The sequence below is a fragment of the Haloplanus sp. HW8-1 genome, from assembly GCF_023703795.1.
Taxonomy (GTDB): Archaea; Halobacteriota; Halobacteria; order Halobacteriales; family Haloferacaceae; genus Haloplanus; species Haloplanus pelagicus.
This window is the reverse complement of the sequence record NZ_CP098518.1, coordinates 1633570-1657873: the sequence shown is the minus strand read 5'-3', so window position 1 is coordinate 1657873 and position 24304 is coordinate 1633570. Positions and strand designations below refer to the sequence as shown.

Below are 24304 nucleotides of genomic sequence, written 5' to 3'. Positions count from 1 at the left end.
GCAATTGACTACAATAATCCGTATCAGAACTGGAGTGCACGGTCGACCGCGTCGTCGCGGCGGTCGCTGGGCACTCGACCGACCGTCTGTCCACACGGTGGTGAGGGTTCAGTCAAGACCCGAGCAGGAGGTCCGCCGTCGAGACGAGTTCCTGGACGAGCGTGATCCAGGGGAGGATGGCCGCCGTGGCGAGCTTCCCGATCGAAGAGATGTTGTACACCCACGTTCGGATCGCCTTCGCGCTCTCCAGCCGACGGTCGATCAGCCGGAGTTGTTGCGCGACATCCTCGTCGACATCTTCATCGGTCACCTGTTGGTACATCTCTCTGTACTCCACCCGGATGGTGGCGAGTTCCGTTCGCTTCGCGTCCACCAACGCGTCGTGGAGGATCAGCTGTGGTGCCAGGAACAGCACGGCCCCCGTGAACACGAGCACGGTGATGAACGAGATTCCCACGGTGCCGCTGATGCCCGCGTGGATCCAAAGCACGACCAACGAGACGCCGGCGAACCAGACAGTCGCACTCGCGATCGTGAAGCGGGCGACGGGTTCCAGATCCGACGCGCTGACGTACACGTCCTCGAAGGGGAGCTCCAAGACATCCCGGACAAGTTCGAGGTGGTTCACGAACCCGTTACAGATCGTGGCGAACAGCAACGTGTTCGCGCCGCCGAACAGGACGAACACGAGGGTGCCGGCGACACTGGGCGGGTATTCAGTCGTCCCGCCGAGAAACATATCGACGGCCGGCTCCCTGAGTGTCGACCCGGGCAGGTAAACCACGCTCACGACCACGAGGTAGGGCACGAGGAGTGCGGCCGTGTAACCGAGGATGCGGCGCGTGTCGTGGATATTCGCCAAGTGGGGTTCCACGACGGCGTGATACGTCTCATCGTCGACGGCGAACGCCGACCGGACATCCTCCCAGATGTCGACGTACACCGTGTCGGCCACGCCGAGACAGACGAGCATCCAGAAGACGCCGAAGGCGCCCAGATACGCCTCGGAGAGGGTGAGGTAGGGGAGGGTCCCGATCGTGGCGACGGCGTACCCCACCACGAACAGGCCGATACTTATCCCGGCCGCAACCAGTACGATCCTGCCGAGATCGTGTGACGGGAACAGAGGCGAGAACCAGGGCTCGTAGTCGCTCGCTGTGAGTGTCTCGCCCATCAGTGCTCACTCCGTTTATGATTTGTTCGACCACAGTATGTGACTGTCAGGACAATAGCGTTGTGGTGCTCTGGTAATGATTACTCTCGTCTCGTCCCGCCGAGCACTGTCAACGGGGGCGGCGCTCGGCGGGAAACAGTGAGAGTACTCATAGTGTGTCCTCGGAGCCGATCCGTCTCACGCCGCGAGCCCGTTCCAGTGCTGCCACCGCCACATACCTGGGACTCGGACATCGAGTGGAGATGGCGGTCCCGGTGCCGGTCCCGGTCCCGCGCTCGGATAACCTATCTTTCTACGAGGAGAGAATCCCGGCGTTTACGCCGGGAGTGAATCCGACAACGCTGACCCAATCCATCACGGACGGCAGGTTGGATATTCCACGCACATCCACACCATTAAGTTAGTTTGTCTACATAGTCTATGTATGGCGATTAAGGCCACACGTACCTACGTTGGGTCCATCCAGAACCACCAACAGGTCTGTGATGGTCTTGATTCGCTCGGAGACTCCGCCTCGAAAATCTGGAACGTCGCACGATGGACAGCCGACCGTATCTGGGACGCAACCGGCGAGATCCCAAACGGGAGTGTGCTGAAATCGTATATGAAAAACCAGTCGTGCTGGAAAGATTTGAACGCACAATCCAGTCAGAAAGTCATCGAAGAACTTTCTGACGCTTTCCAGTCATGGTTCGATCTGCGACACAACTCCAAAGAGGCGAATCCCCCCGGCTACCGCAAACACGGCGACAACCGACCCAAGAGTACGGTGACGTTCAAAGAAGACGGGTTCAAACACGACCCTGATAGTGATTAGTTCGAATCTTTACCTGTAAGATACGGCCAAATGCTGGGTTCGCTGATTGCGTTCACTCCTCGTGAGATGTAGTCTTTCAGCGTCGAGAGATCAGGAACGAGTCGGTACTTGAACCACTCCTGCAACTGGTCCCAACAGCCTTCGACGGCGTTCAGTTCGGGGATTTTTGACGGGAAGTACCACACTTCGAGATCCTCCCCGCGTACGCACGAGACCGAACTGTCTCCGACAGTTTCGGTCTCGCGCTCACCACTCACGTGCTCCCAGAGATCCCGTGCCCAGAAGTAGCCCGCTCGGTCCAAAAACACCACTAACTTTTCACCGAACTGCTCTGTCAACGCCTCTAACAGCCGAATCCCGTGGTGCCGCGTGAGGTTCTCTTCGGTCCAGCAGAAGAAGCTGTCACCGTCGTCGGTGACAGCGCCCAGCACTGTCACCGACTTCCACGACGTTGCAACCTCTATTGTCGGATTTGAGCCAATCGGGTAGAAGCCACGTCGTTGAACGGTTCCAACGTGCTTGGTGAATTGATCGACAACAACGACGGTTTTCTCGGTCAGTTCGGGTCGTTTTTTTCGACTGTCTCTTGAAACTCAGCTTTCTCTTCAGGGTCGGCTTCGTGATGTTGAGGCCGTGCTGTCCGCAGGGACAGCCCGGCCTCTTTCAATAAGTCGTACGCGTAGGTTTCGTGGTATTCGACGCCGTATTCCTCTTTGGCGTGATGAAGCAAGAGTTTCGCTGACCACGCTTGCTGGTCGTAGCCAAGTTCGGTCGGCGGCTGTTGCAACTGTTCAAACAGTTGCTCACGGTCTTCGCCCTCGATTTTTGCTGGCCCTCCCGGCCGAGGAGCATCGTAAGGTGCCTGCTCGATCGGTTCTTCCTCGAACCGATCGAGCCAGTTGCGAATCGTCTTCTCGACAACACCGTGGCGGTCAGCAAGTGCATCCAGTTGATCGCCCTGCTTGCGCCCGATCGCCGCGAGAACACGTTCTCGCGGCTTCCCTTCGTCGATTTGATCCTTTAGCTCATAGAGTTCTTCGAGGGTGATGTCGTCGAGCCGACCCATTACCAACTTCAGTGTCTCTGTAGGTAAAACATTTCCCTAGACACTATGAGAACAACCGGGTCCGGCTCTCGAAGGGCTCGAATCTGAAAGAACACTTCTCGGATTTCCTGCTCTGTGAGTACCAGACTCGACCTGATGTTGATCTCTCGGAAGTCAACAGCGTCCAGAATGTTCGTACCGTCTGGAACGGTGACGAATGGGAAATCCACTTCGTCTGTAACGTCGAGCTCGAATCTGCTGACACAGCAGACGACGGTGTTGCGGGGATCGACCTCGGAATTACAAATATTTCCACGGTCGCGTTCCCGGACGAATACGTCCTGTACCCCGGCAACTCGCTCAAAGAAGACAAACACTACTTCACCAGAGCTGAGTACGACACCGAGGGAGAGAACGGCCCGTCAGAGAAGTCGATGTGGGCGCGTCGGAAACTCTCCGAACTTGAGACACACTTCTACCACACGCTGACGGACGCCATCATCACGGAGTGTGTCGAACGCGGTGTCGGTACGCTCGCGGTGAGTTGGCCTGAAGACGTGCGAGCGTCAGACTGGGGTAAAACCGGCAACAAGAAGTTACACTCGTGGGCATTCGACCGCATCTACCAGTACCTCGAATACAAAGGCGAGATGCGGGGTGTTGAGGTACTGAAAGAGAACGAGTGGAACACCTCGAAAACGTGTTCACGCTGTGGAGACGACACGAAATCGAACCGTGTCGAGCGTGGCTTGTACGTCTGCTCGTCGTGTGAGTTGGTAGCCAACGCGGATTGTAACGGGGCGGAGAATATGCGTCAGAAGATAACTCCGAGTCCTCACGGTGAGGATAGGAGTAACGGCTGTGTGGCACAGCCATCGACATACCTGTTCGACCGCGAGAGCGGGACGTTTCACACGAGAGAACAGGTCGTGTCGTAGACCAGCAAATATCCCACCTGCGGCACGGGAAGCCTCGCCGTTTACGGCGAGGAGGATGTCACCTGGGCCGTGTTGAACTCGATTATTTCTCGTTCTCGATCGCTCTCCGAAGCCGAGAAGTACGCATCGGAGACGTACGTATCTCCCCCCCGGGCGGAGATCGAGGTTGCTGTTCGCCAGCGTAGACAGGACCGTCTCGTCCAACTCGTGAGAGAGCTGTTCGAGTTCCTCGGGAGACACACCGAGTTTCCCGTCCCATCGGTTGACCTGATACGATGCGCCCAATTTTGGGTGACTAAGTAAGTCCTCCTGCGAGAACGATTTGGCTTCCCGCGCGTAGTAGTGTTTGATCTCCTTCGGGAGTTCGTGTGACGGTAGCGCCTCCTGGATACGATCCTGTCCGAGGGTGACCGTGTGGTAGTAGCCAGGAAACGTCTCTCCCCGTCCATTTTGCTCATTCTGGACGACCTTTCTGTATCCGCTCCGGTCGTCTTCAAGGAGATGACCGAGACGCGCGATCGGCCCATCGCGTGCGTGAACTGGTCCACTCACCTCCTGATCGAGTCGGACGTATCGCTCGGCATCTTGGACGTTACTGTACGGATGCGGGTCGGTGAAGTATTCGGGCTGAATGTCGACGGCACCGAAGGCACGTCGAATCAGCAGGAGGTACTCGTCGAATTCGATGTTTGCACCGCTCACGCGGAGATTAATTCCCTCGCCGAATCCTTCGGGGATCCGGATTTCCTTCCCATTTTTCGACTCCATCCCCGGCCAGCGCGGAGCGAGATGGAGATTGAACTTCCGCTGGCCGACCGAATCATCGAGACTCGATACATTAAGCCGATACTCTCGGAGGGTCTCGATTTCGAATCGTGTTCCCTGCGGCGTCGTGTCGCCTGGATGCTGGAGACCACTCTCTTGATACGAGAGACGCGCTTGCCACTCCTCGCCGTCGTGAGTGAACGTTCCCATCGCCGATCCGTCACCGCGCTTCACGCGCCTGTCGGTAGCGAAGAACGGGAATAACCCACGTTCGTTGAACAAGTAGTTCGCCGTGAACTCGTGGGGTGCGGTCTTGACGTAGACCGTCACGCCGACCACCTCCCATCGGGAGAAGACGGAGAGTGACGCAGTCGCTCACCAGTAGTGGATAATTTAAAGAAGCACAGATGTTCGTTACTCGGAGCCGAACATCTGGCGCATCATCGGATGCATCTCCATCAACTGCTCTTCGGCGATCTCCTCGTACAGCTTGTACGTGATGCTCACGGTGAGCAGGAGGCCGGTACCGGAGACCTGACCGATGGTGCCGAGCATGTTGGCGCCGACGGCCAGCAGACCGACCAACGCGCCGCCGATGACGGTCACCTGCGGGATGTACCGCTCCATGACCTTCTCGATGACCTGTGGATTCCGCCGGAATCCGGGAATCTGCATCCCCGAGTTCTGGATCTGCTGGGCGGTAGATTCCGGACCCATCCCGGTGGTTTCGACCCAGAAGATGGCGAAGATGGCGCCGCCGATCACCATGATGGTGAGGTCCAGCCCCACCCGAATCATGATCTGCCAGGGTTCGGCGGCGGTGCCGGCCAGCCACCACATCCAGTCGGTTCGGGTCTGGATCGGCGCCAGATAGTAGAACAACCCGGAGACGGGTTGCCCGTTGCTGTAGGCCCCGAGCCAGGCCGGCATCTGGTTCCACGTGCTGTTGAGGATGCGCCCCGCGAACTGGATGTTCGCCTGCAGGGCGCGGACGAGGATCATCGGCAGGACGCTCGCGTAGATGAGCTTCACCGGGAAGCGCCCACGGGCGCCCTTGACGCGAGCGTGTGAGAGGGGGATCTCGACCCGGACGCTCTCGGCGTAGACGACGATGGCGAAGATGAGCACCGTCGTCACCAGCGCGAGCAACTGTCCCTGGCCGAGTAGGAGCGCCTGGAGCCCCTCGGCCGTGAGCGGCGAGGCGATCTCCTGGGCGCCGGTCAGGATGGCGAACCAGGTCGGGAAGAACCCGGGCGTGCCGCCGAGGCCCTCCCAGGCGAACAGCCCACCGACGAGCTGCTGGCTCACGCCGGCGATGATGAAGAGCCCGACCCCGGAGCCGACGCCCCACTTGCTGACGATCTCGTCCATGAACAGGATGAGGATCCCGCCGACGGCGATCTGGAAGAAGAGCAGGGACTGAACGCCCCTGAGCCCGATCCCCAGCGCCTCGCCGACCGCCGGATCGGCCGGCAGGAAGTTGCCGGCGAAGACCATCGGTGCGCCGGTCAGGACGATCATCAGGACCACCAGCAGCTTCTGGAGGCCCTGATACAGCACCTGATCGCGGGGGTCGTCCGTGTCGAGACCGAGCAGGTCCGCGCCGCCGAGCAACTGCAGCACGATGCTCGCCGTGACGATGGGACCGATCCCCAACTGGAGGATCGACCCCTGCGACCCGGCGAGGATCGACCGGAAGCGGCCGAACAGGTCGCTCTGCGTGCCGGCGTCCAGCCCGAACAGTTGGATGTTCGTCAGGAAGAAATACAACACGAGGATGCCCGCGGTCCAGCCGAGCTTGCGCCGGAAGGGGACGTGCCCCTCCGGCCGCGCGACTGACGGCATCCGCGTCAGCACCGGTTCGGCGGTCTCCTTCCATCCCATGGGTTTACTCCTCGTCCGACTCCTCGGTGTCGTCCGCGTCCTCGGCGTCGGCGTCGGCCTCCTCGGCGCGCTCCGAGAGGTCGGCGCTCCCGCCGGCGGACTCGATTTTTTCGACCGCGCTCGCGCTGAACGCGTCGGCGACGACGGACAGTTCGTTTCTGACCTGTCCATCGCCGAGGACCTTCACCACGTCCGCGTCGTAGCCGTCGTCGGCGATGTCGCGGGCGTCGAGGCGGTACCCGTCCTCGGTCTCCTCGGCGAGCCCCTCCACCGCGTAGAGGGCGGCGTTCTCGTCGAGTTCCTGGACGGTCACCTCACGCACCTCGTCCTGAACGGTCTCGGGACGGGTAAAGCCGTGCTTGCCGAGCGGTTCGTAGTTGTGGAACTCGTGTTTGTCACGCCCCGCGCGGCCGCGGCCGCCACGGTGGCCGGCGCCGCGCCGGTTCTTGTGGGTGCCGCCGCCGTGGGTTCGCGATCCACGCTGGCGCTTTTTCTTGTCGCTCATCGCATGGCCTCCAGCAGTCGGTCGATCTCCTCGGTGGTGTGCTTGCCGATCTGTCCGCTCTCGACGGTCGGGTGTTTCAGGCCGTCGTGGCCGCCACGCGGCGGGTGGAGCCGGATCGACGGAGCCAGACCCTGCTCGCGCAGCGTCGTCTCCTCGTCGACCAGCGCGGCCGCCAGCGCGTCCACGTCGTCGTAGTCGGTGTGCTCGGCGATCCACTCGTCGGTGACGTCGGCCGAGCCCTGCTCGGGTTCGGCACGGCGCCGGATGAGCGTCGCGACCACGTCCGCCGACGGTTCGCCGTGGGCGACGTAGTCGTTGACCTTCGTGATCATACCGCGGTAGGTATCCGTCTCGGGGACCAGCGTACACTGGTTGACGCCGTGGAGGTTGAGCATCTCCAGCGTGTCTTGGATGTCTCCGGAGATGTTCACCTCGCCGCGGATCTGGACGAGCGCCTCCATCACTCGCTCACCTCGGTTTCGCGCTGCTTGCGGCGGGCACGCCGGGGCGTCCGCGACTGTGAGGCGTTCTGCAGGGCGTTGTACGTCGCCTTCGCGAGGTTGACCGTCGTCCGGGTGTTGCCCGTCGACTTCGTCCAGGCGTCCTGGATGCCCGCGAGTTCGAGGATGTTCCGCACGGTGGGTGCGGCCGCCAGTCCCAGCCCCTGCGGGGCGGGGATGATCTCGACGGTCACGGAGCCGGCCTTGCCCGTCGCCTTCCGCGTCAGGGAGTTGACGCCGCCTGCGCGGTCCTCCCAGGACCCGGAGCCGCGGTCGACCTCGATGATGTTCAGCTTCGCCACGTCGATGGCCTTCTGGATCGCGGAGCCGACCTGGTCGTCGCGTCCCTCGGCGTAGCCGAGGTAGCCGTCGCGGTTGCCCACCGCGACGACACACCGGAACTTCACCCGGCGCCCGGAGTCGGTCATCCGCTGGACCATGTTGATGTCGAGCACCTCGTCGTCCAGTCCCGGTAGGAGCTGATCGACGATTTCGGCTTCCTTCAGCGGGAGCCCCGATTCGAGGGCCTCCTTCATCGACGTTACGTCGCCGTCCTGTACCTTGCGGCCGAGCCGCGTGCGCGGTTCCCAGCCGTCGCCGTAATCGTTACTGCTCATTGTCCTCGATCAGTGTTTCGCGCACTTCGTCGAAGTGCTCGGGGAGGTCCGTCGCGTCGAAGTCGCCGCTGTACAGCGGTTCGTCCAGCTGTGCAGCGTAATCGGCGATGTGCTCGCCGCGGTTTCGCGACCAGTCCGCGAGGACGTCCTCGCTGTGCGGGATATCGAGTCCCGCGTCGATAGCGCCTTCCTGTACTGCGAACACCTTGTTGCCCGGCGTCGCGGTGTTGAGCCCGATGTCGAGGACGGCCTCCGTGAGGCCGGCCTCGACGGCGCGCGTCCCCGCGAGGAGTCCCGTGAGGTACGCACTGGGGAGGTTGCCCGTGGGGGCTTCCCAGCCGTACTCCGCGAGGTCCTCGGAGGAGGCGGCCACGTGGGTCTCGTCGCCGTCCGGACCGGGGGTGATCAGCTGCGCCCTGACGTGCCTGTTGCTCACGCGAGCGACCAGGCGCGGCTTGCCGGATTTCAGCAGGCGCAACCTCTGGTGGTAGTCGGTTCGGTCCTCGCGGCGACGCCGCATGGGGACCTTGTATCGTGGGCCTGTTGCCATTAGTCGTTCACCTCCACGTCGTAGTTGTTCTCGATGTACGCTTCGAGTCGTGCCACGCTGTCGAACTCCCCACCGCCAGCCTTGTTGTAGAGCTCGCGGTACTGGGAGCGATCCAGCGGGCCGTCGTCGCGCAACTCGCGCAGGCGACGCCGCTGGGCGCGGATGCGACTCGTCCAATCCTCCTTGCTGTCCTTCCGGGCGCCGGCGGTCCCCTTCCGGGAGCCGGCCCCCGTCTGGTGGCCGTAGGCTCGCTTGTCCGCCCGTTCGCGGGCGCGGCCACGCGAGTTGTTCGAGGTGCCCTTCTGCTGGATCGTGCCCTGATCGACCAGGTCACGGATGTCGTCGCGGGTGATCGCCTCCGCGATCTCGCTCTGGGCCTCCGGATCGAACCAGACGCGGTCCTTGCCCACGTCGAGGACGTCGGCGGCGAGCCGTTTCTGTGCGCTCAGATCCGTCATTCGGCTTCCCCCTCGATTTCGACTTCGATGTACGTCGGGTTGAGAACGCGGATCTCGCGGTCCTCACAGACGTCTTCGATGTGTTCGCGCTTGCGTGCGCCCACGCTGCTCGCGATGCGGACGGCCTCGCTATCGGGGTCGACCCCCTCCAGGTCGTCCGCGTTGTGGACGCGGACCTCCTCGAAGCCGCTGGGGTGCAGGCCGCGGGCGGCCGTCGGCGAGCGGTAGCCCGCCTCGACCGTAGCACCCTTGCCCTTGATCCCTCGGCGCTGCTTCGAGAGGTTGCCCCGGGGCTTGCGCCACGAGGGGTCGACGCGCTTTTTCTTGTGGTAGTCCTGGCGGTTGAACTGCGGATTGCCCTCCCGGCGCTTCTGAACCAGCGCGCGGGCGGCGTCCGCGTCCAAGTCCGGCGTCTTGTCGGCGTGACCGCGGGGACGGAGTTCCGTCTCCGTCTCCTCGGCTTCCTCGGTCACTTCTTCGGTCTCTTCTTCGACCTCCGCGTCGGTCTCCTCCGAGACTTCGAGGCCACCGACGTCGGCTTTGATCCGGGCGGCCAGCGCGTTGCCGACCCCCTCGATATCGGCCAGTTCCGACTGGCTCGCGGCCTTGAGGTCCTCGATGGACTCGTAGCCGGCCTCGACAAGTGCCTCGGCCTTCGACGGTCCGACGCCACCGATGTCTTCGATCTCCTGAATGTCGTCGTCGGTATCGCTCATCTACGCCCCACCTGCCTGCGGTTTCTGCGTGATGTAGACGCCGTCTTGGAAGACACGGGTGTCCTTGTCGTTGACCCGCGTCAACTGTTCGATGTCGGCGGCGGTCTGCCCGACGGCCTCCTTGTCGGGGCCGGAGAGCGTGATCTCTTCGCCGTCGACCTGTACCTCCGTGTCGCCACGGATCTGGACCGTCCGTGGCGCGCGTTCGCCGAGGAAGTTCTCGATGACGACTTCGTCACCCTCCACGTTCACCTGCATCGGGAAGTGGGCGTAGAAGATCTCCATCTGATACTCCCAGCCGTCCGTCACGCCGTGGACCATGTTCTCGACGTGGCTCTCGAAGGTGCCGAGCGTCGCACGCGTGTTGGCGTCGTCGGCCTCGCTCTCGATGACCACGTGGTCGTCCTCGACCGCGACCGACACGTCGGGATACCAGAGGCGTCGTGTGACGCTCCCGTTCGGTCCCTCGACGGTCAGATCGAGGTGGTCGACCTCGGCGGACACATCGTCCGGAATCTCGATTTCTGTTCGGTTCATTGTTAGTAGACGTATGCGATCACCTGGCCACCGATGCCCTGTTCGCGGGCCTCGTAGTGGCTCATGACGCCGTGGCTGGTCGTGACGACGAGCGCCCCGTAGTCGCGGGCGGGGAGATACCGCTTCTCCCACTTTTCGAACTCGTCCGCCCCCGCGGAGTAGCGGGGCTTGACGACGCCACACTGGTTGATCGCGCCTTTCAGTTCGATCTCGAAGCGACCGGACTTGCCGTCGTCGACGAACTCGAATCCGTCGATGTACCCGCGGTCGTAGAAGACCTCGAGTACGGAGCCGATCACGTTCGAGGCGGGCTGTACCGTGTGGGACAGGTGTCCCACGCTCTCGGCGTTGTCGAGCCCCGAGAGTGCGTTCGAGAGGGGGTCGTTCCCTGCCATTGTTATCGATACTTCTTGAATCCCATGTCACGGGCGACCTCGCGGAAGCACTGCCGACAGAGGAAGATGTCGTACTTGCCGACGAGCCCCTGCTTGCGGCCGCATCGACGACACTGATGGCGGTCGTCCGTGCGGGGCGTGGCGTGCTCTCCGGTCACGTCGCGTCCGTCCTGGGTTCCTGATTCACTTTCACTCATTGCGTTACCTCCACGTCGAAGGTTGCCTCGACGAAGGCGACCGCGTCCGACGCGTCGAGGCGGTGCCCCGACGGGATCGACCGCGACATCTTGTCTCGCTTCGCGACGCGGTATCCCGGCCGGACCATGTTGACGGTCACGTCCAGCCCGTAGATGCCGATGTTCGGGTCGTACTCCTGGCTCGGGAACTCCGTGTGTTCCTCGACCCCGAAGCTAAAGTTCCCCGTATCGTCGAACTGCGAGGCCGAGAGGTCGACCAGGCCGAGCGCCGTCTCGAGGAACTCGACTGCGGTGTCGCCACGAAGGGTGACCTTCGCGCCGATCGGATCGCCCTCGCGGATGTTGAAGTCCTGGACCGTCCCGCGGGCCGTCGTCCGGACACTCTGCTGTCCGGTGACGTCCTCGAGGATGTCCTCGGCGTCCGCGAGTTCGCGGCCGCCCTCGCCGACGCCCATGTGGACGACGACCTTCTCGATATGCGGTTCGCGCATCTCGTGGAAGTCCGCTTCGGCTTCGCTCATTCGTCACCCTCCCCGTCGGTGAAGTTCTCGTCGATCACGACGACGTAGTCCTCGATCGTCTCGAAGCCGTCGTCATCCTGGGTGACGGTGACGACGTTGTCGCCGCTTCCGGGCGTAACGGTGATCGTGTCGATCTCGCCGATCTCGCCGGCGTGACTGCCGGCGACGGCCGTCACCAGGGCGCCCTCCTCGTAGACGAAGTGGGCGACGATCTCCTTGCTCTCGTTGTCGACGACCAGGGAGTCGCCGGTGGCGTACTCGCCGGCCTCGTCCTCGTCGACGCGCACGTTCGTGCCGTCGTGGAGGGTGAACTGGAAGTCACCGCCGGTCACCTGGGTCTTCCGGACGATCTTTCCGAGGCGGCTGTCGGCCGCGTCGGCGTCGATGGGGGTCAGCGCCAGCCGACCGCCCTCGTCCGGGAACACGCGGTAGAACTCCTCGCGTTCGGTAAAGGCCAGGATGTCGAACATCCCGATGGGACGCTCGACGTCCGAGACGGCGTCCCCGTTGACGAGGACGCTTCCCTGGTTGAGTGCGTAGTTCGCTTCCTTGCGCGAGTCGACGTAGCCGAGCACGTCCCGCAGGACGATCAGCAGGGGAACCCCCGCCTCGCCGTGCGGGCCGGCGCCGGCCTTGACCGTCCAGGTCGCGGTCTTCCGTTCGACCGGCCAGGACTTCGGGACCGAGAGTCGTTTCTGGTGTCGAGTCATTCGGTATCCGCCTCCAGGCGCGCCTGCCGGCGCTCGTCTTCCAGGTTCAGTTCCGTCACGCGAAGGTTACTCGCGTCGAGGGGCCGGGGCACTTCCTCGCCGTCGGCCTTCTCGACGGTCACGTCCTCGACGTGGACGACCTCGTCGGTCAGGTCCACGGTGAGCACTTCCGCCTCCTCGCCGGCGTGGTCACCACGGAGCACCTCGACGGTGTCGCCCGCGTTGACCCGGACCGAGCGCTGGCCGTACTCCTCGCGGAGGTCCTCGGCCAGCGTGGAGCGAACCTGGTCGTGACGCTCGTGCAGGGGTGCCGTCCGCTTTCGTGTCCGCTCTTTGTGTGGCTGTCGAGTCATACGATCATCGTCGCAGTCGATGCGATGCTCCCGAAGCGTTCGGCGACTTCACGCGCGACGGGACCCTTGATCTCGGTCCCGCGAGGCTCCTCCATGTCGTCGATGACGACGGCGGCATTGTCCTCGAATTTTACGCGCGTGCCGCTTGGGCGACGAATGGGCTTGCGCTGGCGAACGACGACCGCCTCCAGCACCTGTCGGCGCATCTCCGGTGTGCCCTTGGTGACCGAGACGGTCACCTTGTCGCCGATGCCCGCTTTGGGGTGTCGATTCTTCGCTCCGGAGTAGCCCGCGACGCTGATGATCTTCAGTTCGCGCGCCCCGGTGTTGTCCGCACAGGTGACGAGCGACCCCTTGGCGAGGCCACGGGTGACGTCGGCTTTCAGCGCCTCCATCACTCGTCACCTCCCAGAATCTCGACGACCACGTGTGATTTGGTCTTCGAGAGGGGTCGCGTCTCCGCGATGCGGACCCGGTCGCCTTCCTCGAGGCCCAGACACGGGGGTGCGTGGGCCGGAATGCGACTCCGGCGTTTCATGTATCGGTCGTACTTGGGAACGCGAACGTCGTACTCGCGTTCGACGACGACCGTCTTTTCCATCGCTGTGGAGGCGACCGTGCCCTCCAGCGTCTGTCCGCGCACGGCAAGCGAGCCGTGGAACGGGCAGTGCTGGTCGGCACAGGCCTCCTCCGGTTCAGTTACGTTCAGTCCTATCGCCATGTGGATACACCTGCCTTCTCGGTTCGCAAGGCGGGTCGTGAGAGCAGTCGTGCGCCATCCACCGTAACGTAGGCCACGTCCTCGCAACCGTCCGACTGACCGGTTCGGCCGGCAGTTTCCGACGGAAGTTCGGGCGCGGTCCCCGACGCCTTCTCGGCGTCGGCGGCTTCATCTGTGCGCGGCAGGGCGAACTCGAAGGTGGTCCCCCGCTTGGGGACACGCCACTCCCGAGAGCCGTCCGACACGACGAGCGTCCGCATCGTCTCAGAGACGACGCGGCCGCCGATCCCGACGCTGTCGGGGTTCGTCGACTCGACGACCCGCACGCGCAGGCCGTTGAGTTCGTGTCGGCACAGGGTCTCGGGGGTGAGTGGCATTATTCGAAATCGCCTTCTTCGCGCTGGATCGTCTTGATCCGCGCGATCGTCTTCTTCAGTTCGCCGATCCGCGAAGGGTCCTCCGGCATCCCGCCGGCCGCCTGGACCGCCTTCGCGTTCAGCAGTTCCGTTTCGAGGTCCTCGAGTTCCGCCTCGCGTTCGGCGGGCGTCATGTCGCGGATCTCTTCGACGTGCAGGATCGCCATTATGCGTCCTCCTCCTCGTCTTCGTCAGTCGCTTCCATCTCTTCGACGAGATCGGCCGCCTCGTCCATCGTCTCCTCGTCGACCTCCTCGTCGACCGTGTCCGCCTCGTCGAGGTCGTCGGTGTCCTCGTCTTCGTCGGTCTCGGCGCCCTCGTCGGGCAGTTCCTCCTCGACGACCTCCTCGACGATCTCCTCGTCGAGGTCCTCGGGCGTCTCAGTCGGCACGTCGACGTCCTCGCCCTCGCCGGCGTCCGGGACCTCTTCCGGTTCCTCTTCGAGGAGTTCCTCGACGCCGCCGCCGGTCTCCGCGGCCTGTTCGACCGGTTCGACGTCGGCGTCCTCGGCGATCTCGAAGTCGTCGGGGAGTTCGGCGCCCGGCGGGATGATCTTCACCGTCACGCCGATGGTGCCGAGTTTCATCACGGCGACGCCCTGGCCCTCGTCCACGATGGACTCGGCGGGTTCGCCGTTGTGCTTGATGTAGCCGCGGTTGAACTTCTCGACGCGGCTCCGCGCACCGGTGACCTTCCCGGAGAGGACGATCTCGGCGCCCAGCGCGCCGGCCTCCATGATCCGGTCGATCGTCGTGTGACCCGCCTTGCGGAAGTACCAGCCGCGTTCGAGGGCGTTGGCCAGTCGGTCCGCGACGATGCGGGCGTTCAGGTCCGGTTCGTCGACCTCCTGAACGTCGATCTGGGGGTCGTCGAGGTCGAACCGCTCCTCGAGTTCCGTGGTCACCTTGCGGATGTTCTTCCCACCCTTGCCGATGACCATGCCGGGCTTCTCGGCCTTGAGGACGATCTGGGTCCCCATCGGGGTCTTGGCGACGTCCATGCCGCCGTAGCCCGCGCGGCCGAGTTCGTCCGCGAAGAACTCGTCGATCTGGGAGCGCTGCAGACCGTTCTCGATGAACTGGTGTTCGTCGGCCATTATTCGGTGTCCTCCTCCTCGATGATCAGTTCCACGTCACAGAGCGTGGTGTTCCACGGGTCCGCGCGACCGAACGCGCGGGGCTTGCGCCCCTGTCGTTCGCCGACCTTGTGGGCGGCGACGTGTTTGATGGTCATCGCCTCGCCGTCGAATCCCTGCTCGTCGGCGTTGTTGCTCGCGTTCGTGAGCAGTTTCTTGAAGTCCTTGCTGGCCTTCTCGGGGTAGCGACCGGCGTCCCAGCCGTCGATGTCGCTCCGGTGACCGACACCGGTGTTGTGCTGTTTGAACGGGACCGACTGCTCTTCGTCGATCACGGCGTTCAGGTACGCCTCGGCATCGGCGACGGTCATCCCCTTGATCTGGCGGGCGATGGCCTTGCTGTGCTTGATGCTGATGGGCCGCTCTCGGAGCATCGCCTTGGCGGTCGTCTCCGGGTCGGCCTCGACGCTGTAGTTGATTCCCATGTGTTACTTGAGTGGCACGAACTTCGAGGACCTGGTCGCGCCGATGCCGGCCTGGCCGTGTTCGACCGACGTCCGCGTGAGCTGGAACTCGCCGAGGTAGTGCCCGATCATCTCGGGTTCGACCGCGACGCGCTGGAACTCCTGCCCGTTGTAGACCGAGAAGGTCAGCCCGACCATCTCGGGGACGATCGGCATGTCCCGTCGGTGGGTTCGGATCGGGTCGTTGGCCGTCTCCTCTTCCCCGGCCTCGCGGGCACGGTCAAGCAGTTTCTCGTGTTCGACCGACAGGCCTCGGGTGATGGTTCGCCGCATGCGAGCGGGAAGCAGTTCCGCGACCTCGTCGAGCGACATGGACTGCAGCTCGTCGAGCGTGTGACCGCGGTAGGTGAACTCACCCTCGCGGCCGGTTCGGTATTCGGAACTCATTATTTGTTACCTCCGCGTCCGGTGCGTTTCGAGGCGATGTCGCCCACCTTCCGTCCCGGCGGGGCGTTCCGCGAGACGGACTTGGGCTTGCCGGGGTGCTGGCGGCCGCCGCCACCGAAGGGGTGGTCGACGGCGTTCATCGCCACACCGCGGACCCGCGGCCACTTCGTGCCGCGGGATTTCATCTTGTGGTGCTTGTTGCCGGCCTTGACGAACGGCTTTTCGGTCCGGCCGCCACCCGCGACCACGCCGACCGTGGCGCGACACTGCGGGTTGAGCCGTTTGACCTGGCCACTCGGCAGCTTCACGACCGCGACGCGCTTGTCGTGGGTCATGAGCTGTGCGCTCGTCCCGGAGGCCCGGGCGAACTTGCCGCCGTCGCCGGGGCTGCTCTCGACGTTACAGACCGGGACGCCCTCCGGGATCTCCGCCAGCGGGAGCGTGTTCCCGGGCTTGATCTCCGCGGAGACGCCGACCTGAATCGTCTCGCCGACCGTCACACCCTCGGGCGCGAGGACGAGGCGTCGGTCCCCATCCTCGAACTCGACGGCCGCGATCGGTGCCGAGCGGGCGGGATCGTGTTCGATGTCGACGATCTCTCCCGAGATCGTGTCGCGCTCTTCGTCCTTCTTGTGTTCGAGATCGGCCTTGTAGCGGTGGCTGGGGGCACGGAAGGTTGGCCCACCGCGACCACGCCGCTGGCCTTGAATGCGTCGTCCCATCTTAGAACACCCCGATTCGCGAGGCGATTTCCTGTGCGTCGTCGTCCTCGGAGAGGGAGACGACCGCCTTCTTCTCGCCTTGTGCGGTGATCTGTGTGTTCACCTTCGTGATCCGCACGTCGTAGCGGGACTCGATGGCGTCGGTGATCTCCGCCTTGTTCGCGTCGATATCGACGACGAACTGGAGTTTGTTGTCGAAGTCCATCTCGTCCATCGCCTTCTCGGTCACCAGCGGGTGCTGGATCACCGTCATCGCTCCGCCACCTCCGCGATGGCACTTTCGGTCCAGAGCGTCAGTCGACCGGCGTCCGTGCCCGGCGCGAGGTCCTCCGCGTTGACCTCCCGGGCGGTCGTCACGTCCGCGCCGGCGAGGTTGCGCGCCGCCTTCGACGGCTCCTCGCTCGTCACGAACAGGATCGACTTCGGCTCGCGGTATTTCCGGCCGCGGGTCTTGCCGCGTCCCGCCCTGACCGACCGGCCGTCGTCAGCGCGTTCGACGTCGGCGTGGAGGCCGAGCGATTCGAGGAGGTCGACGACCTCGCGGGTCTTGACGAGCTCCTCGAAGTCGTCGCTGACGACGAGCGGCAGGTCGAGGTCCGTATCGAATTCGTGTCCGCGCGCGGCCACGCGCTCGACGTCGGCCGTCGCCGCGACGGCCGAACGGACCGCGAGCTTGCGTTCCTTGTCGTTGATTCCCTTGCCCTGGTCCTTCTCCGCCTTCGGCGGGTGCGCCTTGCGCCCGCCGACCGTCTGGGGCACGCGGGCGCCCTGCCCGTTCTCCCGGGGCACGTGGGCCATCCCGCGGCCGCTGCCGAAGGACTCCGCCGGGGTTCGCAGCCCGGCGTAGGGGTCGGCTCCGTACGCCTGCTTTCGGTTCGCCTGTGCGGCCAGGACGGCACGTTTGATGAGGTCCGGCCGGTAGGCCGTCTCGAAGACCTCGGGGAGGTCCACCGTGCCCGCATCCTCGCCGTTCAGATCGCGTACTGTTGCTTGCATTGGTTATCCCTGGTTGGATGCGGTCGAAACGTAGCGCACCTCGGGGTCGAGGCGCGGTTGGTCGTTCGGTCGGACGGCCGGGCGGAAACGCAGGAGGCGCTGATCCGGCCCCGGTAGCGAGCCCTTGACGAGCGCGTAGGGCCCATCGACCTCGCCGTAGTTGACGAAGCCGCCGTCGACCGACGCCTCGTCGCCGTCACCCATGTCGATCAGGCGTTTGTTGAGCTCCGTCCGCTGGTGGTAGCCCGTCTGTCCCTGCTGGGGGACGGTCGAGCGCACGCGGGAGGGGTTCCACGGGCCGAGGTTGCCGATGCGTCGGCGCCACCCTTGGCGGGCGTGTTTGCCCTTCCGCTTCTGGACGCCCCAGCGCTTGACCGGACCCTGGGTGCCCTTTCCCTTCGTGATGCCGCTTGCGTCCATGAACTCGCCGGCGCGGAACACGTCCGACATGTCGTGTTCGCCGCCGTCGGCGACGAGGTCGAGTCCGAAGTCGACGCGCTCGTCGAGGCTCCCGCCGCCGACGCGCGTCTCCATCACGTCCGGTTTCTTCTTCGGGACGTTCGCCAGGTCGCTCGGGGTCGTGTGGGTGATCATCCGCAGGTCGTCGACCGCACCGCGCTCGACGGCCTCGCGGAGGGACTCGGCGTCGTCCTCGAAGCTGTCTTCGGCCGGCAGGTCGAGCGTGCGGTCGAGTTCCGGGTGGAACTCGTCGGTCCACACTTCGGTTGCCGGCTTCAGTCCGTACGACGTCTCTTCGTAGGCTCGCAGGGCGACTGCCCGCATCGGCGGCGTCTCGACGACGGTCACCGGGACCGACTCCTCCATTCCTTCGCGGGGAGAGTTGGCCTCGTCATTGACCATGACGACGTGGGTCATGCCGGCCTTGTAGCCGGCAAAGCCCTGCAGCGCGGGGGCGCCGTCGTCGTCGGGCCACGAGCGAATACGCGGGACTTCACTGGTCGCGCGTTTGCGCGGACCGAATCCCATCGAGCCTTTTCGTGGTCTGCTTGGTTGTGGCATGGATTTACTCCGTGAGTGTCAGGGGCGCGAGCGACGCGAACATCGCCTCCTCCGTTCGCACCGTCTCGCTTCCCTGTCGCGGAATCGTATTCAGCCAGAGGTCGAACCCCGGTCCGGGTTCGACGTCCGGGTCGCCGACGGCGAAGTCGTCCGCGTCGGCTTCGTCCGTGGCGACGTCCTCGACAAGCATGTCGAGGATCGCCGGAAGCCCACGGCCCGGCGCCCCGAAGGCGACGGTCATGTCGCCCCCGGAGCGCCCCACGACGTCGGCCAGTCGATCGACCGACAGCTCCGTCCCGTGGCGGGACGTGGCGATCCGTAGCCCCGCGTCGGGGCGGGCCAGCGCTTCCGACAGGCCCGCGCGCCGAACCGCGAACCCCGGTGGGGGTTCGTCGACGATTCGGGCGCGGACCGGCTCTCTCGAAGAGATCCTGATGGCGACGCGCTCTCCTTCGCTCACCTCCATCCCGTCCGGGAGGAGGAGGGAGATCGGGTGTTGCAGTGCGCAATTGACCCGAACGCGGCCGTCAGGTCCGACCTCGGTCACGATTCCTTCTTGCAACGACCCCGGACGGTCAGGTCCGAAGCCGGTCCGTGACGAGACGCGGAGGGGCGGCAACACGCCGACGTACTCCAGTTCGTCCCGCCGTCCCCACGCATCCTTTCGGAGGTAGGGGGGCGTGGCGGCGTACCGAAGCACGACCTCGACGAACCCGCCTCCCCAGCGTCGTTCGCCCTCCCTGTCAGGGAAGACGACGAGCCGATCCGCCCGGAACACCGTCGCCGCACGGGCGACGTAACCGAGTTTGCGAGTCGCCTCGCGTTTGTCCTCGGCTTCCCGGACGAGGGAAGACGGCACGAGTACGTCGAACGTCATGCCGGGCCTTTCCGCGTCACGTCACTAGACTGTAGGCTCCGTACCGCATCCTCCGGTAAAAGGGTAGCGAAAGACCGATCGGGCTGTGAGGGCGTCACACGCTCCGAGACGTCGATTCGTGGGGAGTTCTTCCACGACAGTCGTCCCCACGCCGGCGTCGAGTTGGCGCGGATTTCGGAACGCTTAATTGTCCTTCCCGGTTTGATGTGAATGCGAAGTGCGCTGGTAGTGTAGTGGTATCACGTGACCTTGCCATGGTCACAACCCGGGTTCAAATCCCGGCCAGCGCATTTTCAGGATTCCAACGACCACGAGCGAAGCGAGCGGTCCTGAAAGCCGTCTTCTGCGGATTTGAATCAGGGAGTGGCGCGAGCGACGCGAGTCGTGCAACCCCCGAAACCGATCCTGTGGTTCGAATCGGGGAGCGATCGGGGCGGGACGCGAACGGAGTGTGTCTCGGGATGCCGACCCGGAGCCGCGAGTCAGCGGGACGCGTCGCGAGGTTGGCTGTCCCCGGTCGCGTCGAGATCCGGCAGCCGGATCACCACCGTCGTGCCGTCGTCGGTTACGAACGAGAGGTCGCCGTCGAGTGTGTCGACCCCCCACTTCAGTTCCCAGAGCCCCAGCCCGCGGCCGTGCTGTAACGACGTCTCCCGTTCGGTAGACAACGGCTCCAGTTCGGACGCGGGAATCCCCGGCCCGTCGTCGCCGATTTCGACGATACAGCCCGTCTCGGAGGGTTCGACCGAGACGGTGACGCTGGCGTCGGCGTACTCGACTGCGTTTTCCAGGGGGCTCCGGAGCACGGTGGTGCAGATCTCGGCGTCGGTGACCACCGTCGCGTCGTCGGAAAGCGAGGTTCCGACGGTAACGTCGTCGGTCTCGACGTCGCTCAGCACTGCCTCGATCCGGTCGGCGAGATCGATCGTCGTCGGTCTGGGATCCTTAGAGAGGATGTAGTCGATGTGGCGGGCGCGAGCACCCAGGGCAGCCAACGTCCCAGTCGCCGCGAGGATCGCCTCGCGATGCTCGGTGTCTTCGAGGGCCTCGGCGTGGCTGTTGATGACGTCGAGTTGGTTCCGGAGGTTGTGACGGAGGATGCGATTCAGGACTTCGAGTCGGGTGATGAACTGTTGCAGGTCGTGGTGCATCGTCGCCACCGACTCGCCGACGCGACCGGGGACTTCGGCCTGCAACACGTCGTCGTCGAACGCTTTTCTGGAGAGCGCCTCGGCCTGTTCGGTGATCGTCTCGATGTAGCCTTTGATGTTGTCGAACGCCGACTGAACCTCTCCGACCTCGTCGATCCGGCCGTCGCGGTCCACGTCGACGCTGAGATCGCCCTCTGCAATCGCGTTGGCCTGCTTCGCCAGCCGTTTGATCGACCGGATCGGACCCAGTTGGATGACGCCGCCGATGAGTAGAAAGCCGGCCATCACGATGGCGACCAGCAACCAGAGGTCACGCTGTACCCGGTCGGTCACCGCGAGGGCCTTCGATCGCGGAACCTCCTTGACGACCACCCAGTCGACCTTCTCCCCGGGAACGCTGTGGTATCCCTTCACTTCGGTATCGGTGAGTACTGCCCCGTGGATGTCGGTGGTCGGCTCGGACCGGAGGATCGTTCGCCCGATGGTCGTGTTCGCCCGGTCACCCTCGTAGGGAGTGATCCCGTCGGATTCGTTCTCGTCGAACAGGACGTAGGCGGTGAATCCACCGAGTACGAGCGTGTCCGTCCCTGAGATCGCGCTGGTGAACCGTTCGGCCCGGACGCTCGTTCGGTACTCGGCGACGAGAACGTGCTCCCCGTCCGGCATCGGCGACGCCAGCGCGACGAGGGTTTCGTTGCCGTCCGTGTACACCAGCGAAAGGATCACGTCGTCGGTACCCTCGAAGTTGAACCCGACCGTCGGTTTCCAGTCGATGTCGGTCACCGACAGCGACCGACCGATCGATCGCCTGTTGGTGCTGGCGACGATGGTCTCGGTCGTCCCGTTGGAGTGGGTGTGAGGGCGCCGTTCGACGATCGAGAGCGACGCCGTCTCCGGCGAGAGCGACCCGAGTTCGGCGTCGAGGGTGGCCTGCGTTCGGTTCCCGGAGACCGGCGTCAGCCCCTCGTGGTTCGAGAGCGTTCGCACCACCTGCTGCTTGCCGTCGATCCACTGGCCGAGCGCACGAGCCTCGAGTTCGGCGTTCGTCTCGACCGACCGGAGTTGGTTGTCACGGACGCGGTCGGAGACTTGGAAGACGGTCACAGTCGTGAGCGCCGTAATCAGGAGGACGATGACGAGCGAGACGCCGAAGAGTCTCAGTGCGTACCGCGAGCGGACGGACTCGGGAAGGTAGGAGTCGAGACTCATCCCGGAATTCGGGGCGTTTCGTTGCCGACCCCGATCATGTTGGACGCTACCGGAGGAGCGGCTTAATTTCACCGGTGGTCCGGTCGTGGTATCGCCATCCGTCGGCGTCGGATCGACTCCGTCGCCTCACGACCGGCGTCCGATCTCCCGTCCCGCCGAATGCCGCGTCTGCACGCCCGATCGTTCGGACGTCGTCGTCGGGGACTCCAGTCGCGACGGCCGAGAACCGCCGTCACGATCGAAGCCCATCAGCACCCCACCCGAGTTGTGCGATACGGAGGCGATCACGACCGTTCGATGGCCAAAAGCCGTTCGTTGGTCGCCGCGTAGAGCAACTCCTCGCCGGCGACGACCGACCCGACGACGCCGTTCGTCTCGGTCTGCCACTCGGGGTCACCGGTCCGCGAGAACGCGTAGACGTGATCGTCGTTCGACCCGGCGTACACCGTCTCGTCGGTCACCGCCGGTTCGTAGACGGTGCTGTTCTCGTCCGTGAACGACCACCGTTCGGCGCCGTCCGAGCGATCGAGTGCGACGAGCGTTCCGTGATCCCGGCCACTACAGCCGAGATACACCGTGTCACGGTCGACGACCGGACGCGTCCCGCGTTTCGGCGACGGCGTGTCGACCGCCCACCGGATGGAGCCGTCCGCACGGTTCAGCGCGAGCAGTCGACCCCTCCGTCCCGGTTCGGTCGATGTGGCTACGTAGACGGTTTCGCCGGCAATCGTTGGACTTCGGGTCTCGGTGTCGGTGCGATGGTGCCATCGTCGCTCGCCGTCGCGGTCGAACGCGGTGACCACCCCGTCGACGCGGTTGGTGTGGACGACCCCGTCGGCGGTCGCTGCCGGTCTGGTGAGACGATCACCGCCGGTGTTCGCGCGCCAGACGACGTCACCACTGTCGGCATCGACCGCGAGCAGATCGTCGGCGTTCGCGTACACCCGTCCGTCGCCGACCCCGACACCCTGTCTGAGTGGCGATCCGACGAACCAGGTCCGCTCGCCGTCGGATCGCCGGAGGGAGCGAAGCCCGTCGCACCCGGGAACGTAGAGTCGACGGTCGTCGACTGCGATGTCGCTACCGAGACAGAGCCGCTGATCGAAGTCGCCTTCGCTGTATTCGGTCGTCCACCGTGTGCTCCCGTCGGTCGGCGACAGTGCGTGGAGCGTCAGTCGCCCCATGACGTAGAGCGTCCCATCGTCGAGGAGGGGTCTGCCGCGGATACCCCTCTTCCAGCGGATTCGGTCGGAAGACGGACCGGACCCGCCGATGCAACCGGTTCCGAAGCCGGCGAGGAGGACACCGAGAGACCGGAGGGTCCGTCTGCGGGAAATCGGCCGCCGAGAATCGGTTCGTCCGGGTCCGGCGTCCGGTGGGCCGTCGGGTTCTCCCGGCGGCGTCGTGTCCGGGCTTCGCCGGCGTCGAGTCGATACTTCGTCGTCGTGCTGTCGACCGTCTCGACGTCCAGACATGGTGGCCGGTGGTCTCGGACGCAGTTCAACGTGTCTCGATGTTTCCCCGATAGCAACTCGTGGGTAACTCCCGCGGACGAACCACTCGGTAGTGCACGATGGGGATATCGTCGGCCCTCGGCGAGGTCGGTTATCCCCCGCTTGGGGAGAGACCGGAGCGGATCGTCCCCCCGCATCCAACTGTCCGCTGATTTTCCGAGCGAGAAACGCTGGCTCGGTTTTCACGCGGCGGATCCTCGAAGGACGTCGCATGGCACTCCGATTAGGCCAAGCACTCGGGCGCGGTGCTCGACGTGCGTTTTCGGTCAGTGGTATCGTCGCTCTGGTGCTCACGATCTGCTATCAGGTCCTCCTCGTCGGCTCGCTGAACACCGTCATCGTGAATCGACTCCCGTCGAGTGTCGAGTCCGGTGATATCGACACGATCGGCTTCACCCTCCCGCTCCCGACCGAAGTCGCCGCCGCGCTTGGCCTCGTCGCCTTCCTGCTCGGCATCGTCGTCGTCGTCGTCGCTGCCAGACTGCTGACGCGCGACCTCCCTGCCCTCTCGTCGCTGCCGGGCGACCTGTTCACCCGTCGCCTCGGCCGTGCGTTCCTGTCCACGCTCGTCGTCAGTGTCGTCCTCGCGGTGGTGATTCCGCTGGGGTTCGTGCTCCTGTTTTTCCCCGGCCTCTTTCTCACGGTGAGTCTCCAGTTCGCGGTGTTCGCCGTCGCAGTCGAGGATACCGGTCCCGTCGACGCGCTCCGGCGAAGTTGGGAACTGGCGAGCGGGAACCGCTGGCGATTGCTCGCACTGTCGTTCTGTTTGCCGTTCTCGGCGGCATCGGTGGTGCCGTCGGCTCGGTGTTCGCCTTCGTCTCGCCGTCGGCCGGTCAGCTCGCTTCTCTCGCCATCAATTCGGTGCTCGTCGTCCTGATGTACGGCATTCTCGCCGATTCGTTCGTGCAACTGCGTGAGGCAACGTCCCCCATGACGTCCCTGTCCTGACTCCACCTCACCGTCCGGCGGCGTCGATGACTCTCGACCCGGTGGTGTCGGAGGAACGTCCG

The 24304-nt window shown here is 64.4% G+C and carries 31 protein-coding genes, 1 tRNA gene and 3 pseudogenes; 4 read left to right on the top strand and 31 right to left on the bottom strand.

The genetic code is table 11. The features are described from left to right. Positions 1-112: 112 nt before the first annotated feature. Positions 113-1174: a hypothetical protein gene (locus tag NBT82_RS08800; protein WP_251331154.1), complete on the bottom strand. Its 1062-nt coding sequence runs from the start codon at positions 1172-1174 to the stop codon at positions 113-115. 424 nt (positions 1175-1598) lie between these two features. Between NBT82_RS08800 and NBT82_RS08795 the strand changes: the two are divergent. Further along, positions 1599-1988, top strand: a pseudogene (locus NBT82_RS08795) (RNA-guided endonuclease TnpB family protein); the annotation flags it as partial. Here the strand turns inward: NBT82_RS08795 and NBT82_RS08790 are convergent. Continuing rightward, positions 1988-2551 carry a transposase gene (locus NBT82_RS08790; protein WP_251331268.1) on the bottom strand — a complete coding sequence of 188 codons (564 nt, stop codon included), beginning with the start codon at positions 2549-2551 and terminating at the stop codon, positions 1988-1990. The pseudogene NBT82_RS08795 and the gene NBT82_RS08790 overlap by 1 nt on opposite strands. Then, entirely contained in the window at positions 2548-3057 is a 510-nt protein-coding gene (locus NBT82_RS08785; protein WP_251330853.1) for an IS630 family transposase, read from the bottom strand. The genes NBT82_RS08790 and NBT82_RS08785 overlap by 4 nt, the downstream gene beginning before the upstream one ends. Before the next feature lie 26 nt (positions 3058-3083). On the opposite strand from NBT82_RS08785, the pseudogene NBT82_RS08780 reads away from it, so the two are divergent. Then, positions 3084-3974: pseudogene (locus tag NBT82_RS08780) on the top strand (RNA-guided endonuclease InsQ/TnpB family protein); the annotation flags it as partial. A gap of 204 nt (positions 3975-4178) precedes the next feature. Here NBT82_RS08780 and NBT82_RS20425 read toward each other — a convergent pair. The 26 genes and pseudogenes from NBT82_RS20425 to NBT82_RS08655 form a co-directional block, all read right to left on the bottom strand. Next, positions 4179-5069: pseudogene (locus NBT82_RS20425) on the bottom strand (DUF7845 domain-containing protein); the annotation flags it as partial. 84 nt (positions 5070-5153) lie between these two features. Continuing rightward, positions 5154-6623, bottom strand: a complete 1470-nt coding sequence (gene secY / locus NBT82_RS08775) for a preprotein translocase subunit SecY (RefSeq protein ID WP_251331152.1) — start codon at positions 6621-6623, stop codon at positions 5154-5156. Positions 6624-6627: 4 nt separating this feature from the next. Then, positions 6628-7128, bottom strand: coding sequence for an uL15m family ribosomal protein (locus tag NBT82_RS08770; protein ID WP_251331151.1), 501 nt, complete (start codon positions 7126-7128; stop codon positions 6628-6630). After that, positions 7125-7589 carry a 50S ribosomal protein L30 gene (rpmD, locus tag NBT82_RS08765; protein WP_251331150.1) on the bottom strand — a complete coding sequence of 155 codons (465 nt, stop codon included), beginning with the start codon at positions 7587-7589 and terminating at the stop codon, positions 7125-7127. The genes NBT82_RS08770 and rpmD overlap by 4 nt, the downstream gene beginning before the upstream one ends. Then, positions 7589-8245: a 30S ribosomal protein S5 gene (locus NBT82_RS08760; RefSeq protein ID WP_251331149.1), complete on the bottom strand. Its 657-nt coding sequence runs from the start codon at positions 8243-8245 to the stop codon at positions 7589-7591. Before NBT82_RS08760 ends, rpmD begins: the two co-directional genes overlap by 1 nt. Then, positions 8235-8795, bottom strand: coding sequence for a 50S ribosomal protein L18 (locus NBT82_RS08755; RefSeq protein WP_251331148.1), 561 nt, complete (start codon positions 8793-8795; stop codon positions 8235-8237). Before NBT82_RS08755 ends, NBT82_RS08760 begins: the two co-directional genes overlap by 11 nt. After that, positions 8795-9253 (bottom strand): 50S ribosomal protein L19e, encoded by a 459-nt coding sequence (locus NBT82_RS08750; RefSeq protein ID WP_251331147.1) that lies wholly within the window; start codon positions 9251-9253, stop codon positions 8795-8797. The genes NBT82_RS08755 and NBT82_RS08750 overlap by 1 nt, the downstream gene beginning before the upstream one ends. Next, positions 9250-9969 carry a 50S ribosomal protein L32e gene (locus NBT82_RS08745; RefSeq protein WP_251331146.1) on the bottom strand — a complete coding sequence of 240 codons (720 nt, stop codon included), beginning with the start codon at positions 9967-9969 and terminating at the stop codon, positions 9250-9252. The genes NBT82_RS08750 and NBT82_RS08745 overlap by 4 nt, the downstream gene beginning before the upstream one ends. Continuing rightward, positions 9970-10506, bottom strand: a complete 537-nt coding sequence (locus NBT82_RS08740) for a 50S ribosomal protein L6 (protein WP_251331145.1) — start codon at positions 10504-10506, stop codon at positions 9970-9972. 2 nt (positions 10507-10508) lie between these two features. After that, positions 10509-10901, bottom strand: coding sequence for a 30S ribosomal protein S8 (locus NBT82_RS08735; RefSeq protein ID WP_114449696.1), 393 nt, complete (start codon positions 10899-10901; stop codon positions 10509-10511). 2 nt (positions 10902-10903) lie between these two features. Then, the gene (locus NBT82_RS08730) at positions 10904-11098 is read right to left on the bottom strand and encodes a 30S ribosomal protein S14 (RefSeq protein ID WP_251331144.1); all 195 of its coding nucleotides are present in this window, start codon (positions 11096-11098) and stop codon (positions 10904-10906) included. Beyond that, positions 11095-11619 (bottom strand): 50S ribosomal protein L5, encoded by a 525-nt coding sequence (locus NBT82_RS08725; protein WP_251331143.1) that lies wholly within the window; start codon positions 11617-11619, stop codon positions 11095-11097. Before NBT82_RS08725 ends, NBT82_RS08730 begins: the two co-directional genes overlap by 4 nt. Beyond that, positions 11616-12329 carry a 30S ribosomal protein S4e gene (locus tag NBT82_RS08720; RefSeq protein WP_251331142.1) on the bottom strand — a complete coding sequence of 238 codons (714 nt, stop codon included), beginning with the start codon at positions 12327-12329 and terminating at the stop codon, positions 11616-11618. Before NBT82_RS08720 ends, NBT82_RS08725 begins: the two co-directional genes overlap by 4 nt. Next, the gene (gene rplX, locus NBT82_RS08715; protein ID WP_251331141.1) at positions 12326-12682 is read right to left on the bottom strand and encodes a 50S ribosomal protein L24; all 357 of its coding nucleotides are present in this window, start codon (positions 12680-12682) and stop codon (positions 12326-12328) included. The genes NBT82_RS08720 and rplX overlap by 4 nt, the downstream gene beginning before the upstream one ends. Beyond that, entirely contained in the window at positions 12679-13077 is a 399-nt protein-coding gene (locus NBT82_RS08710; RefSeq protein WP_251331140.1) for a 50S ribosomal protein L14, read from the bottom strand. Before NBT82_RS08710 ends, rplX begins: the two co-directional genes overlap by 4 nt. Then, on the bottom strand, positions 13077-13403 hold the full coding sequence (locus NBT82_RS08705; protein ID WP_251331139.1) for a 30S ribosomal protein S17: 327 nt from the start codon (positions 13401-13403) through the stop codon (positions 13077-13079). The genes NBT82_RS08710 and NBT82_RS08705 overlap by 1 nt, the downstream gene beginning before the upstream one ends. Further along, positions 13394-13780: a ribonuclease P protein component 1 gene (locus tag NBT82_RS08700; RefSeq protein WP_251331138.1), complete on the bottom strand. Its 387-nt coding sequence runs from the start codon at positions 13778-13780 to the stop codon at positions 13394-13396. The genes NBT82_RS08705 and NBT82_RS08700 overlap by 10 nt, the downstream gene beginning before the upstream one ends. After that, positions 13780-13986, bottom strand: coding sequence for a 50S ribosomal protein L29 (gene rpmC, locus NBT82_RS08695; protein ID WP_251331137.1), 207 nt, complete (start codon positions 13984-13986; stop codon positions 13780-13782). The genes NBT82_RS08700 and rpmC overlap by 1 nt, the downstream gene beginning before the upstream one ends. Further along, entirely contained in the window at positions 13986-14915 is a 930-nt protein-coding gene (locus tag NBT82_RS08690) for a 30S ribosomal protein S3 (RefSeq protein WP_251331136.1), read from the bottom strand. Before NBT82_RS08690 ends, rpmC begins: the two co-directional genes overlap by 1 nt. Next, positions 14915-15379, bottom strand: coding sequence for a 50S ribosomal protein L22 (locus NBT82_RS08685; RefSeq protein ID WP_251331135.1), 465 nt, complete (start codon positions 15377-15379; stop codon positions 14915-14917). The genes NBT82_RS08690 and NBT82_RS08685 overlap by 1 nt, the downstream gene beginning before the upstream one ends. Positions 15380-15382: 3 nt before the next feature. Beyond that, on the bottom strand, positions 15383-15805 hold the full coding sequence (locus tag NBT82_RS08680) for a 30S ribosomal protein S19 (protein ID WP_251331134.1): 423 nt from the start codon (positions 15803-15805) through the stop codon (positions 15383-15385). Continuing rightward, entirely contained in the window at positions 15805-16527 is a 723-nt protein-coding gene (locus NBT82_RS08675) for a 50S ribosomal protein L2 (RefSeq protein WP_157690817.1), read from the bottom strand. Before NBT82_RS08675 ends, NBT82_RS08680 begins: the two co-directional genes overlap by 1 nt. Before the next feature lies 1 nt (position 16528). Continuing rightward, complete coding sequence (locus NBT82_RS08670) at positions 16529-16780, bottom strand: 50S ribosomal protein L23 (protein WP_251331133.1); 252 nt, start codon at positions 16778-16780, stop codon at positions 16529-16531. Further along, on the bottom strand, positions 16777-17523 hold the full coding sequence (gene rpl4p / locus NBT82_RS08665; protein WP_251331132.1) for a 50S ribosomal protein L4: 747 nt from the start codon (positions 17521-17523) through the stop codon (positions 16777-16779). Before rpl4p ends, NBT82_RS08670 begins: the two co-directional genes overlap by 4 nt. Positions 17524-17526: 3 nt before the next feature. Then, entirely contained in the window at positions 17527-18543 is a 1017-nt protein-coding gene (locus NBT82_RS08660; RefSeq protein WP_251331131.1) for a 50S ribosomal protein L3, read from the bottom strand. A 4-nt stretch (positions 18544-18547) separates the two neighbouring features. Next, positions 18548-19420: an RNA methyltransferase gene (locus NBT82_RS08655; protein ID WP_251331130.1), complete on the bottom strand. Its 873-nt coding sequence runs from the start codon at positions 19418-19420 to the stop codon at positions 18548-18550. A gap of 219 nt (positions 19421-19639) precedes the next feature. On the opposite strand from NBT82_RS08655, the gene NBT82_RS08650 reads away from it, so the two are divergent. Further along, positions 19640-19710, top strand: a tRNA-Gly gene (locus NBT82_RS08650). 192 nt (positions 19711-19902) lie between these two features. Here the strand turns inward: NBT82_RS08650 and NBT82_RS08645 are convergent. Continuing rightward, a complete protein-coding gene (locus NBT82_RS08645; RefSeq protein WP_251331129.1) occupies positions 19903-21780 on the bottom strand; it encodes a sensor histidine kinase in 1878 nt (625 codons plus the stop codon). 284 nt (positions 21781-22064) lie between these two features. After that, complete coding sequence (locus NBT82_RS08640; RefSeq protein WP_251331128.1) at positions 22065-23255, bottom strand: outer membrane protein assembly factor BamB family protein; 1191 nt, start codon at positions 23253-23255, stop codon at positions 22065-22067. 250 nt (positions 23256-23505) lie between these two features. On the opposite strand from NBT82_RS08640, the gene NBT82_RS08635 reads away from it, so the two are divergent. Beyond that, positions 23506-24171 carry a DUF7847 domain-containing protein gene (locus NBT82_RS08635; RefSeq protein ID WP_251331127.1) on the top strand — a complete coding sequence of 222 codons (666 nt, stop codon included), beginning with the start codon at positions 23506-23508 and terminating at the stop codon, positions 24169-24171. Positions 24172-24304: the final 133 nt, after the last annotated feature.

Excerpts from the sequence above, each read along its gene's own strand:
- NBT82_RS08675 (WP_157690817.1), bottom strand. The coding sequence starts at position 16,527 with ATGGGACGACGCATTCAAGGCCAGCGGCGTGGTCGCGGTGGGCCAACC.
- NBT82_RS08705 (WP_251331139.1), bottom strand. The coding sequence starts at position 13,403 with ATGGCGATAGGACTGAACGTAACTGAACCGGAGGAGGCCTGTGCCGAC.
- NBT82_RS08755 (WP_251331148.1), bottom strand. The coding sequence starts at position 8,795 with ATGGCAACAGGCCCACGATACAAGGTCCCCATGCGGCGTCGCCGCGAG.
- NBT82_RS08700 (WP_251331138.1), bottom strand. The coding sequence starts at position 13,780 with ATGCCACTCACCCCCGAGACCCTGTGCCGACACGAACTCAACGGCCTG.
- NBT82_RS08640 (WP_251331128.1), bottom strand. The coding sequence starts at position 23,255 with ATGTCTGGACGTCGAGACGGTCGACAGCACGACGACGAAGTATCGACT.
- NBT82_RS08710 (WP_251331140.1), bottom strand. The coding sequence starts at position 13,077 with ATGGAGGCGCTGAAAGCCGACGTCACCCGTGGCCTCGCCAAGGGGTCG.
- rpmD (WP_251331150.1), bottom strand. The coding sequence starts at position 7,589 with ATGGAGGCGCTCGTCCAGATCCGCGGCGAGGTGAACATCTCCGGAGAC.
- NBT82_RS08660 (WP_251331131.1), bottom strand. The coding sequence starts at position 18,543 with ATGCCACAACCAAGCAGACCACGAAAAGGCTCGATGGGATTCGGTCCG.
- NBT82_RS08720 (WP_251331142.1), bottom strand. The coding sequence starts at position 12,329 with ATGACTCGACACCAGAAACGACTCTCGGTCCCGAAGTCCTGGCCGGTC.
- NBT82_RS08680 (WP_251331134.1), bottom strand. The coding sequence starts at position 15,805 with ATGAGTTCCGAATACCGAACCGGCCGCGAGGGTGAGTTCACCTACCGC.
- rpmC (WP_251331137.1), bottom strand. The coding sequence starts at position 13,986 with ATGGCGATCCTGCACGTCGAAGAGATCCGCGACATGACGCCCGCCGAA.
- rpl4p (WP_251331132.1), bottom strand. The coding sequence starts at position 17,523 with ATGCAAGCAACAGTACGCGATCTGAACGGCGAGGATGCGGGCACGGTG.
- NBT82_RS08785 (WP_251330853.1), bottom strand. The coding sequence starts at position 3,057 with ATGGGTCGGCTCGACGACATCACCCTCGAAGAACTCTATGAGCTAAAG.
- NBT82_RS08690 (WP_251331136.1), bottom strand. The coding sequence starts at position 14,915 with ATGGCCGACGAACACCAGTTCATCGAGAACGGTCTGCAGCGCTCCCAG.
- NBT82_RS08725 (WP_251331143.1), bottom strand. The coding sequence starts at position 11,619 with ATGAGCGAAGCCGAAGCGGACTTCCACGAGATGCGCGAACCGCATATC.
- NBT82_RS08800 (WP_251331154.1), bottom strand. The coding sequence starts at position 1,174 with ATGGGCGAGACACTCACAGCGAGCGACTACGAGCCCTGGTTCTCGCCT.
- NBT82_RS08735 (WP_114449696.1), bottom strand. The coding sequence starts at position 10,901 with ATGGCAGGGAACGACCCCCTCTCGAACGCACTCTCGGGGCTCGACAAC.
- rplX (WP_251331141.1), bottom strand. The coding sequence starts at position 12,682 with ATGACTCGACAGCCACACAAAGAGCGGACACGAAAGCGGACGGCACCC.
- NBT82_RS08685 (WP_251331135.1), bottom strand. The coding sequence starts at position 15,379 with ATGGGAATCAACTACAGCGTCGAGGCCGACCCGGAGACGACCGCCAAG.
- NBT82_RS08670 (WP_251331133.1), bottom strand. The coding sequence starts at position 16,780 with ATGACGGTGATCCAGCACCCGCTGGTGACCGAGAAGGCGATGGACGAG.
- NBT82_RS08760 (WP_251331149.1), bottom strand. The coding sequence starts at position 8,245 with ATGAGCAGTAACGATTACGGCGACGGCTGGGAACCGCGCACGCGGCTC.
- NBT82_RS08745 (WP_251331146.1), bottom strand. The coding sequence starts at position 9,969 with ATGAGCGATACCGACGACGACATTCAGGAGATCGAAGACATCGGTGGC.
- secY (WP_251331152.1), bottom strand. The coding sequence starts at position 6,623 with ATGGGATGGAAGGAGACCGCCGAACCGGTGCTGACGCGGATGCCGTCA.
- NBT82_RS08770 (WP_251331151.1), bottom strand. The coding sequence starts at position 7,128 with ATGAGCGACAAGAAAAAGCGCCAGCGTGGATCGCGAACCCACGGCGGC.
- NBT82_RS08750 (WP_251331147.1), bottom strand. The coding sequence starts at position 9,253 with ATGACGGATCTGAGCGCACAGAAACGGCTCGCCGCCGACGTCCTCGAC.
- NBT82_RS08730 (WP_251331144.1), bottom strand. The coding sequence starts at position 11,098 with ATGAGTGAAAGTGAATCAGGAACCCAGGACGGACGCGACGTGACCGGA.
- NBT82_RS08645 (WP_251331129.1), bottom strand. The coding sequence starts at position 21,780 with ATGAGTCTCGACTCCTACCTTCCCGAGTCCGTCCGCTCGCGGTACGCA.
- NBT82_RS08655 (WP_251331130.1), bottom strand. The coding sequence starts at position 19,420 with ATGACGTTCGACGTACTCGTGCCGTCTTCCCTCGTCCGGGAAGCCGAG.
- NBT82_RS08740 (WP_251331145.1), bottom strand. The coding sequence starts at position 10,506 with ATGAACCGAACAGAAATCGAGATTCCGGACGATGTGTCCGCCGAGGTC.
- NBT82_RS08635 (WP_251331127.1), top strand. The coding sequence starts at position 23,506 with ATGGCACTCCGATTAGGCCAAGCACTCGGGCGCGGTGCTCGACGTGCG.